This window comes from Peribacillus sp. P4_B1, from assembly GCF_056402395.1.
In genome coordinates, this window is the sequence record NZ_JBFUHM010000042.1 from 1 (window position 1) to 11,537 (window position 11,537).

Consider the following 11,537-nt stretch of genomic DNA (forward strand, 5'->3'; position numbering starts at 1 on the left):
AAGGAAGAGTGACATCATCATTTTTATCAATACAATCAAAATTCGTAAAACTCACATCTGCGTTATGTTCGAGCATAAACGAAATCTGCAAAGACACCTTTTCTGACAGGAAATAATCATCCGAGCTTAACCAAGCGACATATTCTCCCGTAGCAGCATGTATCCCATGATTCAAAGCTGTCGCAGTTCCCCCGTTCTCTTTTCTTAAGTAACGGATTTTCTCCAAGAACGGCTCGATTTTTTCAGTGAAAATTGTCGAACCATCATCTACGACAATAACCTCTAAATTCTTATAGGTTTGATCAAGCGCACTTTGAATGGCTTGATCTATATAGGGACAATTATAAAATGGAATAATGATTGATACTTTCGGCTCCATTGCCTTCCCTCCTGAGAAACATTTTACATGAAGTATTTTTCTAACTGCTTCCATTTTTTTTCAGCACTTTTCCTTTAATTCGCGATGAAAGGCAAGAATGTCCATTAAAGATGATTCAAGTGGGATACTTGGCTTCCACCCCAAATTCACGAGCTTAATAGGATTGATTGCCATTTTATTTTCGATTAAATCATTTCGTTGGGAATTCACCTTAATTTCACCTGTTGTTACCGTCCTATAGCCTTCAATGATGTCTTCTAAAGAACGATTAGTACCTGAAGCAACATCGTATGTTTCTCCAGACTGTCCCCTTCTCAAAAGAAGGTCATAAGCTCTCACTGCATCTCTTACATCCAGGAAATCACGTTGAACATTCGGATTATCGACCTCAAGGACCGTTTCCGTTCCCATCTTTTCCATCTTTGCAATTTTTTTCGCGAAAATGGAACAAACCCCATTGGATAGTCCGGGTCCAATTAGATTGGATGGTTTTGCAATGATGATATCCATGTTATATAAAACGGCCCATGATTTTGCTATAAGTACTTGAAGTGTTTTACTTAAACTATAAGGATGGGGAATAGAGGAAATGGAAATGGGATCAATTTGAAGAGCTGAGCCGACTATCACGATTTTACAAGTTGGACTTTGTTTACGAATGGCATCGATTAAATATGCAGTGGACATGGTGTTTGCCTCCAAAGTTGAAACGGGTTCCAACCATGATTCCCCAACGTGGTTTTGACCAGCTAAATGGAGAAGGTACTGAGGTTTGGTCCTTTTGATGAGGTTGTTTACATCGTTTCCATTTGTCAGATTACAACATTCTGCAGTTATCTTACCTTCGATATTCAGCTTTTTTCTTGAAACTGCCGTAATATCAAATCCTGATTTCAGGAAGTGTGCGCATGCATGCCGACCTGTAAACCCATTAGCCCCTGTGATTATTAATTTTCCTTGTTGATTCATCGATTTCTCATCCAATCACTATTGATGTTAATATTCACACTTTTACCAACTTAATGGTCTCGTTTATTTTCGAAATCCTTATTAAACTCATAATTTATATTTTAGTAATCATCATTTAGAGTCATGATTAATGAGACCTATTTCATTGCTCACACAGACTCCTTATTACATTATGCCTTTATCCTTCATTTGCTATAGGTTACTCTCTCCATTTTAAGAACAAATGGACAAAAACTTATGTTTTTCAATATTACTCCTGAACCTCAAACGTTTCATTTCGAATGGAACATTAATTATAAAGATGAATTTAACATCTTTGTTTTCTTGAAATTCAAAAAAAATTTTTGTTTTAGAAAAGGTAACTTGTCCACACGAATAAATAATCTTATTTATATACTGGAATATACCATTTAGAAAAGAGGTGATATATATTGGGAACATTTTTAGACGCTCAAGTTTCGCAAAACATTAGTTTTAGTGGAGGAATTTCCATTCCGCTTTCCTCAACGCCCGCACTTTTTGCAACACTTGGCCTTAACACAGCGAATGCTGGACCGAATCTTCGTATTCAATTCACTGCAACCACCGCCATTAGCTCTATAGCAACTGTCGCCGTACCTATTACCATCCAAATTTATAGAGGTGTAGGACCTGGACGGGTCCTTGTCTATTCAGCAGTAGAAACCTCACCGGCTATCGGTGTATTAGAAGTCGCTGCCAGAAGAATAATAACTGTAACCGGTTGTGACTATGCACCACCTAACCCTGGATTTTTAGTGTATCAAGCGTTCGTTAGCATACCAGGAGGAATAGTAATCGCACCAACTCGGACTGGCCCAGAAAGCCTTAACGCAGCTGCATATTCCAGCTAGTATTAAATAGTGAGGAATACTAGACTCATAAAAGATGTCTTACCCTAGAACCCTTTTATGTATAGAGTAATATCAAACCACTTTATAGCGAGTGTGTAACAGTTTTGCTCGCTTGTTTTTTTGTATCATTTTTAGTTTTAATAATTTATTATTTCAATCCCTTGGGAAGCGCAAAAAAAGGCTTTGTTCAAAAAAATATTAACTTGCAGGACTAACATCGAATGGCAGGGCAGTCACTCATTGTTAGTTCTTTTTTTAATTTTTTTAAAAGTGGTTTCAGAAAAATTGTTCATAATGACACCCATCAATAACACAAGTTTATCTTCTGAATACTTATATAAAAACGAATATGAAATCATTAGTTTCTAAGTACTAAGAGATGGGAGAAATATTCATGAAAATCCTGCTTGCCACTTTTTGGGTAGCACCACATGTGGGTGGTGTTTGGAACTATATGCAACAATTAAAAAAAAAGCTCGAATCTCTAGGACATGAGGTAGATTTACTAAGCTATGGTGAGGCCCATAACTATGTTCACATTATCAATGAAAATCGCAGGATATATAGGGATGCACTGCTGCCAGAAGAAATCTCGATATTGATGGACCAACATAATTCACCCATTCATAGCGATCCAGTGATCCATTATTATGAAACAAGGTGTAACTTTTTCCAGTTAGGAGCAAAACATTTAGGTTTGGAACAATATGATGTCATTCATACACAAGATATATTTTCAACCGTCTGCATTAACAGAATAAGATCCGAAAAAACTGCTCTAGTCGCCACCCTCCATGGTTGTGTTGCTCACGAACTTAAGAGCGCGTATTATACCTCCAAAACGGAAAATAAAAGCAGCGCAAAAAAAGGGCAATATTATTTTAATCAATTTGAATATGATGGTGCGACTTCTGCTGATAATACGATTGTAGCCAATGAATGGATGAGAAATATTTTAACGGATGAATTTAAAGTTCCAGATGAACAACTTAGTGTTTTTCATTATGGATATGATATCGAATCATTCCTGAGGCGAGTGGACGAAAAATCCGATATTCAACGTCCAGCCGATAAGAAAGTGATTATTTATACGGGTCGATTGAATGAGTTTAAAGGAGTGCATCATTTAATAGGGGCACTTATGCAATTAAAGGAAATCAGAAATGATTGGGTTTGTTGGATAGTTGGAGACGGTCCCCAGGAAATGGAGTTGAAAATTAAAAGCAAGGCCATGGGCTTGGAAACTGACGTGATCTTCTTGGGGAGACGGGATGATATTCCTTATTTGTTATCCATTTCGGATATTTTCGTTCTTCCAACCTTGATGGAAAACCAGCCTTTGTCAGTAATAGAAGCACAAATTACTGGTAAGGCTATAATCGCCAGTGATGTGGGAGGAGTACCTGAAATCATTGAACATGGAATTACAGGTGTATTAACACCTGTAGGAGATGAAAAAATGTTAACCATCCATATAGATTATTTATTAGAGCATGAGCCCTATATGAAAAACCTTGGAGAAAACGCCAAAAAATGGGGTATTGATCACTGGTCTCTGGATAAAGGTGTTCAAAATGTGCTAGGTGTATATGAAAGCGCAATTACCAAAAGGAAGAATAAATAATGACAACTAAGAAGGTGCTGACCACTCCAATTGCGTCAGCATCTTTTCTTTTCCCTTTCTTTTTTAGATAAAGCTAGGTACCTGTTTAAGCGAGTAGTGGCCGTATAACATACAATACTGAAAACATATAAAAGGAGTATGATGTATGAAGGCTATCGTGACAGGAGGGGCTGGGTTCATTGGTTCCCATCTCGTTGAAGAACTTATCTTAAATGGTGCCGAGGTCCATGTATTGGATAACATGATTTCCGGACACACAGAATATGTACATCCCAATGCCATCATCCATACTGTAGATATATGCAGCGAGGTAGCTGGGCAAATCATTGTGAGGGAAAAGCCAGATGTCGTTTTCCATTTGGCTGCACAGGCGGATGTGAGTCGTTCCATTCTTGAACCCCAATATGATGCCGATGTGAATATCAATGGAACAATAAATATTCTTAAGGCCTGTCATGAATCTTCTTCTGTAAGTAAACTGATCTTTTCCTCTACATCAGGTGTTTATGGTAATTTACAGAAAGACTTGATTTCCGAAGATGATCTGACAGGACCGATTTCTTATTATGGCTTATCAAAACTGACTGCCGAAGCATATATCCGATTATTTCATCAGCTTTATGGGCTCCCGTATACGATTCTCCGTTATGGGAACGTTTATGGGCCCAGACAAACAGCAAAAGGAGAAGGCGGAGTCGTCGCAGTCTTTTTAGAAAAACTCAAAAAAGGGATGCCTTTAAGCATTCACGGTGATGGCGAACAAACGCGTGATTTTATATATGTGAAAGATATAGTACATGCCAACATCGCTTCGGTGGATCGAGGTAATCAAGAAACGATCCAGGTAAGCACGGCACAGAAAACATCAGTAAATCAACTATTGAAAATGCTAACACAAATTCATGGCTCCAAAGTGAATACAGTCCATTCAGCCGGAAGAACTGGAGATATCAAACACAGCTGCCTTGACAACAGGAAAGCACGGCAATCGCTGAATTGGTATCCAAAGACTGATATTTTTAATGGGTTATCAGAAACCTATACATTTTCATGTATGAAATAGTTTCAGTTTCAATTTAGCCTATTAACTTAAGAGGCGGGGTAATGCTATTATCCTTAACCTTTCCTTACTAATTTACATGTGATTCGATAAAAATTGTTCAGTTTCAATAGTGTTTTGATTTTTGCCGTCTCACATTACATCGCTACTACATTTAATATAGTAACCGGAATGAAGAAGGATGTAGGTTTTTTTCATCTCGACTCTAGCAGAAAACCACATCCTTCCATTCCTTTTCTACCGAAAATAAAACAATTCGGAAGAAACCTGTAACATAAAAGGAGATGAAAAAATGAGTTTACGTTTAAAAGATATTAGCGGAAGTTACGATGCTATCTTTAGTTTGGGAGATCTTTGTTTGGCCTCCATTCAGCTGAGAAAAAACAATTTAAGACCATATGCAGGAGTGCTGGATTGGGTAGGTTCTCCCACTTTACCTAAAGTGAACCTTCTTCTGCAAAATCAGTTTTCCGATTTCTTGGATCCCCGTCATTTAAAACCAATAAAATACCTTTCGCAGTTGGACCTTTACGTATTAGACGAGCATTACAATATAGGCTTCAATCATGACTTTAAAACAGATAAGAATTCGCTGACCCATTTAGGCGGTTATCCTGAGGTCAAAGAGAAATATGACAGAAGAATTCAAAGATTCCTAGAAAAAATGTCAACGAGTCAAAAAATCCTTTTTGTAAGGACGGAGGGTTCATTCGAAGAGGTTAAGGAACTCGAGTCTATTTTATCCGGATTGGTGAAGCATGACTTTCGGATCCTCGTTATCAAACATACGAATGTAAACGGCATTGTTGAAAACGATTGGCCCCTAGAGAAAGTCTGTGTTATTGAACTTCCTAACCATGATATTTGGAACTCGAATGACCATCATTGGAAAACGATACTGAGTGGCATTAGCATCAATGTTTAGTTTATGACACCACAGCTTAGATAAAATAAAAATAAGAACCAACATTTCATTATTGGTTTTATCAAACCTTTCATGGATAAGAAAGATTGTCCATCACGTTATAGTACCCATACCATAAGTTTGGACAGGTTATAATTCAGAATCCTAAATACTCTATTCTAACTAAGATCCCCTTCTAGTAACGATTGAAAAACAAAGTAAAGCAAGATATGTTTTAAGCCGTTTCTTTACTAGGAGGCGGTTTTTTCTATTGTTCCACCCATAAACCAAAATTTTTTTTATACTGGAATGAAACTAATCGAACTATTTATTAAAAGTCTAGATATCGCCCGTGGTAGAACGAATTTTCCTTCTTATATTCGTTTTATCTTTGATACCTGTATTTTTACGTTCCCGCCTAACTCTACATACAATTTTCATTTACTTCATCCTAAAGTAATTTTTTTAGCATTTGATCACTAATATATGTAATATACTAATGGTCATATGCATATTTTCTTTCTTGACCATTAATATTTAATATTGTTTTTTTTCAGATATCCTCAAAGAAATCACCTTTTGACAAAATAAATAGATTCTCTACATTATTTATTTTATCATTCGGTTCTTCCGTTTAAGCCTTTCAGGCACTAAAAAGTGGTTAATACTTACATTAACCATTTTGTCTGTTTGTTTCTTGCTTTCTTATCCAATCTTTTAAGTCTGCTAACATCTTTTCATAAGTTGGAACTTGGTATTTAAAATCGGACCGACCATTCTTTATGGTTCGATCCATAACTATATTTGAATCCGGAATAATTTCTACATCATTTTTCTCAAAGACTTCTGCAATCAATTTCAATAAGGATAACTTTGAGACTTTCTCCTCCGAGCCTAAATGATATAACCCAGTAATATTCTTCTGGATCATCGTGTCTATCGCTCTAGCCAATTCAAGTGTTGTTACACCATTCCAAAGCACTTTTTCATACCCTTTTATTTCACCTTTTTGTTTCATGAACCAAAGGAATAAACCAATTCCATCATTTTTTAGTTCTGGGCCTATTATGGAGGTCCGTATCGTCAAATGTTTTTCGCTAATAATTTCTCCTAAGTGTTTAGACTGACCATAAATCGTGGTACTATCAGGGAAATCGTTCTCTGTATAATCTCCTTTTGTGCCTGAAAATACACAATCTGTACTGATATGAATCAATTTCCCATTATTGCGTTCGCTCAATTTGACAAGCTGATGGGGAAACACACTATTAACCTGAAAAGCGAGTTTCGTATTATCACTTGCATGATCATTTAATATCCCAATACAATTGATCGTAATGTCGGGTTTTACTTTATCCATAATTTCTTCTAGACTCGTTAAATCGGTTACATCCAGATATAAGCCCTTTTTATCATTCGGATCCCTTGACGTATAGGTTACCTGATATTTGGGGTCCCTTGTGAAATAATCTTTTATAATATGGCCTGCCATTCCTTGTCCACCAAGGACTAGTACCTTCATGTTAAATGAAGCCACCTTTCTTTAGCATTTCCTTAATCTGGGCTTTACCCATTAGTCCTGTGCCAGAGTTATAATCTTCTAAACTAACAGGCTGGTATTTAGAGTAATGTTCCTTTATACCCTCTATGTGAATGGCTGGCAGTATTACATAATATTCTTCATCATAGGCAATTGCCGTCGTGCTTTCATATTCAGAAAGTAAGATCTCATGGAGTTTTTCACCAGGACGGATACCTAGGACTTCCACATCAACATTTCCTTTATTGGATGCTTGTATTAAAACTTCAGCGAGGTCAATAATTTTACAGGATGGCATTTTCATCACGAATATTTCTCCGCCAATGCTTTCAAAGGTTGCCTTAAATACCAATTTAATTGCATCTTCAATGGTTAAAAAGAACCTTGTCATATTTAAGTCCGTGATACCTATTTTTCCCTTTTCTTTGATTTGCTTTTTAAATACATGGATGACACTTCCGTTCGTTCCTAAAACATTTCCACCCCTGATACAAACAAATCTTGTTTTTGTGTTTAATGTATTAGCGTGTATGATCAGTCTTTCCGCCATTGCCTTTGATAGACCATAAAAATTGGATGGATTCGAGGCCTTGTCTGTAGAAATGTTCACAACTGAATGCACATTACAGCTTATAGCGGCTTCTATAACATTCTGGGTTCCAATTACGTTCGTCTTTAAAGCTTCAATAGGTTGATCTTCACATACAGGAACATGCTTTAACGCTGCCAAATGGAAAATATAATCAACACCTTGGCATGCTTCCAATAAAGCTTCCTTCTCTTTTACATCTCCGATTATGAAATGCAATTTAGGATTATTATCAAACTCTTGTTTCATTGTAAATTGATTGGACTCATTTCTTGAAAAAATCCGTATTTCATTCGGTTCAAAGTCCAATAGCTGCTTAACCAATTCATATCCCCATGAGCCTGTACCGCCTGTTACCAAGATTGTTCGATTCTTAATCAATTTCATGGCCTCCCAGTATTATTTTAAGCACTTTATCCGAAACATTTTTATGGTCGTAGCCTTCTGGAAAAGTCCAGTTCTTTTGCTGGTTAACCATAACCTTCACACAATTGACAATTTGTTTAGCGTTAATTCCCGATAACATATTGCTGCCCGACTCAATTGTTTCTGGCCTTTCCGTTGTTTTTCGAATCGTCACGGTCGGTACATGGAACAAGCAGCATTCCTCTTGAACGGTTCCACTATCGGTCAGCACACAAAAAGCATTTTTTTCAAGCTTTACGAAGTCAAAGAACCCAAATGGCTCATGGAATTCAATTAATGGGTGCACTTCTAATTTGGGGCTGAGTTCTATGCGGGATTTTGTCCGGGGATGTAAACTGCATACGATTCTTTTTTGATAGGTTTCGGCGACCAAATTAATGCCCTTCATAATTTCGATCAATCGATCTTCATAGTCAACATTTTCGGCACGATGGGCTGTAACGAGGAAATAATCCTCCTTATCGAGATTCAATTTGTCCAAAATTACACTTTGCTCGATCTCATTGTTGTAATGGTTCAAAACCTCGAAAATGGGGTTTCCCGATAAATAGATTCTTTTACTGGGGATACCTTCATTCAAAAGATTCTCTTTACTTTGAGGAGTGTAAGGTAAATTCAAGCTTGATACAGCATCAATGATCTTTCGATTTTTCTCCTCTGGCACTTCCAGGTCAAAGCAACGGTTTCCTGCTTCCATATGAATGACGGGGATACCCATCCGCTCTGCTAAGATGGAGCTGAGCCCAGAGTTCGTATCCCCCAACACCAATACTTTGTCAGGCTTTTCATTTAATATGATAGTTTCTAAATTCTTATAAATGGCCGCTAACTGTTCCCCGAGGGTTTGCTGCTGTTTCAACAAGACATAATCAGGGGTTCTCACCTGTAGCTGTTGAAAGAATATTTCGCTTAAGGATGTGGTGAAATTTTGTCCGGTGTGCACTAAAATATGTGAATCGGCATACTGATCTAATTTCTTGATTATTAGACTTAATCTGATGATTTCAGGTCGAGTCCCTAAAATAGTCATTACTTTCACGATTTACACTCCTTACTTTTTTCTGGTTTATGGCCTCTCCGTCTCCCCTTTATTGTATGCACTGCCAATCCTATTGATATAGGCGAACCTATTAGATTTCGCCTCAATTCGAACGTTTAACCTGCTAATACTTCCCATCCCCTCGCAACCTTGAGTGTTAAAAGACGAAACGGAATTTCTATTTTTCTTTTTTGGGAAAATAGAAATAATGGCAAAGTTTCTACCATTTTTCGATTTCTTCATTAAAAGGGAGCTGTAATTTGTTGGATTCCTTTTGTAATATCAATTTAAAATTGTGTTTTATCCAAATCATGATTGATTGAACACCATTCCATTCTATTAAAAAAGCTATATATCCTCGTAAGGACATATAGCTTTTTATCATTTTTGGTATTGTAATTGATGTAGATTGGAAAAAATGCCCCCCTGTTTAAGTAAGTCATCATGACCGCCTTCTTCAACAATTCCTTCTTCCGTAACAACTACGATTTTGTCAGCATTACGAATGGTTGCCAATCGGTGTGCGATGATTAACGTTGTTCTGTTTTCGGCAAGTTCAGTAAGGGCCTTCTGAATTATTCGTTCCGTCTCAGTATCGAGTGCAGAGGTTGCCTCATCGAGAATTAATATTGGCGGATTCTTCAAAAACATCCTTGCTATTGCAATCCGTTGTTTCTGTCCCCCCGATAATTTCAAACCACGTTCACCTATTTGAGTCTCATAGCCTTTTGGAAGTCCTTCAATGAAATTCTCTAAATGGGCCTTCCTTGCGGCTTCCACAATTTGTTCATCTGATGCATTAAGCATTCCGTACGCAATGTTTTCTTTAACAGTTCCTGTAAATAGGAAAACATCTTGCTGGACAATGCCAATTTGTGACCGCAATGACTTTTTCGTCATCTCACGAATATCAATTCCATCAATGGAAATCGAACCGGCATTAACGTCATAAAATCGTGGGATCAATGAACATATTGTGGTTTTCCCTGCTCCAGATGGCCCGACAAAAGCGATGGTATCACCCGCTTTAATAGTAAGATCAATACCTTTTAAAACGGATTTTTTTTCTTCATAGTTGAAAGATACGTCTTTAAAGGAAATATTCCCCAAAAGGGAAGAAACCGCTATTGCATCCTTTTTATCCACGACATCAGGCGCGACATCAAGAAGTTCCGTAAAACGCTTAAAGCCGGCCATCCCTTTTGGATAGAGTTCCATCAACGCACTGATTTTGTCGATTGGCTTAAATAATACGTTAACATATAAGACGAATGCAACCAGTTCACCATAAGATAGCTGCCCATGAAAAGTTAGCCAAGCTCCCATCACCAACACGGCAAGGGTCATAAACCTCGTCATCATGTAAATGCCTGATAAGCTAAAGGACATTACCTTATATCCAAGAAGTTTCGCTTTACGGAATCTGCGATTATTAGTAGAAAATCTATTCATTTCATATGTTTCATTAGTAAAGCATTGGACAACCCTCACTCCTGAGACGCTATCTTCTACACGGGCATTTACATCAGCAACTTCCGTATACATCTTTCTCCAGGCTTTATTCATTTTTAAATTACTAATGACAATCAATAAAACGAGGAACGGTAATATACATACGGATATGAGTGCCAGTTTCACATTGATTGTCAGCATAATCCAAAATGCACCTATAAAAGTCATGAAGGCGATGAATAAATCTTCGGGACCATGGTGAGCAAGTTCACCAATATCGAACAGATCATTGGTTATACGGCTCATGATATGGCCGGTTTTCGTGTTATCAAAAAAACGAAAAGATTGTTTTTGCACATGTTCAAATAATTCTTCACGCATATCAGTCTCAATATTGATACCCAATTTGTGACCCCAATACCCTACGATGAACTGTAAGAAGGTACTAATTATATAGAGAAGGAACAAACCGGCACTTACTGAAACAATTGCAGACCAATCATCGCCAGGCAGGAGTGTATCGATAAACCACTGAACTGCGAGCGGAAATGCAAGTTCAAGTACCGCTACGACCACTGCACTGAAGAAGTCAATAATGAATAACCGCTTATGTGGTAGGTAATATGAAGCAAAACGTCGAATCATCAAATTTTTCTCCTTTTTAACATATATTAAGGAGTATA

10 protein-coding genes are annotated in these 11,537 nt (G+C 37.3%); 4 read left to right on the forward strand and 6 right to left on the reverse strand.

From position 1 onward, the window contains the following. Together AC1DVK_RS20070 and AC1DVK_RS20075 are read right to left on the reverse strand one after the other, a co-directional pair. A partial coding sequence (locus AC1DVK_RS20070; protein ID WP_477627233.1) for a glycosyltransferase family 2 protein occupies window positions 1–379 on the reverse strand: 379 nt, incomplete at its 3' end. A gap of 60 nt (window positions 380–439) precedes the next feature. Then, window positions 440–1,348, reverse strand: coding sequence for an NAD-dependent epimerase/dehydratase family protein (locus tag AC1DVK_RS20075; RefSeq protein ID WP_477627234.1), 909 nt, complete (start codon window positions 1,346–1,348; stop codon window positions 440–442). Window positions 1,349–1,779: 431 nt separating this feature from the next. On the opposite strand from AC1DVK_RS20075, the gene AC1DVK_RS20080 reads away from it, so the two are divergent. From AC1DVK_RS20080 to AC1DVK_RS20095, 4 genes are all read left to right on the forward strand, one after another. Further along, on the forward strand, window positions 1,780–2,220 hold the full coding sequence (locus tag AC1DVK_RS20080) for a hypothetical protein (protein ID WP_377382853.1): 441 nt from the start codon (window positions 1,780–1,782) through the stop codon (window positions 2,218–2,220). Window positions 2,221–2,614: 394 nt separating this feature from the next. Further along, window positions 2,615–3,844, forward strand: a complete 1,230-nt coding sequence (locus AC1DVK_RS20085) for a glycosyltransferase family 4 protein (RefSeq protein WP_477627235.1) — start codon at window positions 2,615–2,617, stop codon at window positions 3,842–3,844. 145 nt (window positions 3,845–3,989) lie between these two features. After that, window positions 3,990–4,907: an NAD-dependent epimerase/dehydratase family protein gene (locus AC1DVK_RS20090; RefSeq protein WP_289337479.1), complete on the forward strand. Its 918-nt coding sequence runs from the start codon at window positions 3,990–3,992 to the stop codon at window positions 4,905–4,907. Between the two features lie 289 nt (window positions 4,908–5,196). Continuing rightward, window positions 5,197–5,829, forward strand: coding sequence for a DUF1796 family putative cysteine peptidase (locus AC1DVK_RS20095; protein WP_477627236.1), 633 nt, complete (start codon window positions 5,197–5,199; stop codon window positions 5,827–5,829). A 652-nt stretch (window positions 5,830–6,481) separates the two neighbouring features. On the opposite strand, the gene AC1DVK_RS20100 is transcribed toward AC1DVK_RS20095, so the two are convergent. The 4 genes from AC1DVK_RS20100 to AC1DVK_RS20115 all read right to left on the reverse strand — a co-directional run bounded on the left by AC1DVK_RS20100 (window position 6,482) and on the right by AC1DVK_RS20115 (window position 11,499). Beyond that, complete coding sequence (locus AC1DVK_RS20100; RefSeq protein ID WP_477627237.1) at window positions 6,482–7,330, reverse strand: dTDP-4-dehydrorhamnose reductase family protein; 849 nt, start codon at window positions 7,328–7,330, stop codon at window positions 6,482–6,484. A gap of 1 nt (window position 7,331) precedes the next feature. Beyond that, on the reverse strand, window positions 7,332–8,318 hold the full coding sequence (locus AC1DVK_RS20105; RefSeq protein WP_477627238.1) for a polysaccharide biosynthesis protein: 987 nt from the start codon (window positions 8,316–8,318) through the stop codon (window positions 7,332–7,334). Beyond that, the gene (wecB, locus tag AC1DVK_RS20110; protein ID WP_477627239.1) at window positions 8,311–9,402 is read right to left on the reverse strand and encodes a non-hydrolyzing UDP-N-acetylglucosamine 2-epimerase; all 1,092 of its coding nucleotides are present in this window, start codon (window positions 9,400–9,402) and stop codon (window positions 8,311–8,313) included. The genes AC1DVK_RS20105 and wecB overlap by 8 nt, the downstream gene beginning before the upstream one ends. Before the next feature lie 381 nt (window positions 9,403–9,783). Next, a complete protein-coding gene (locus AC1DVK_RS20115; protein WP_477627240.1) occupies window positions 9,784–11,499 on the reverse strand; it encodes an ABC transporter ATP-binding protein in 1,716 nt (571 codons plus the stop codon). Window positions 11,500–11,537: the final 38 nt, after the last annotated feature.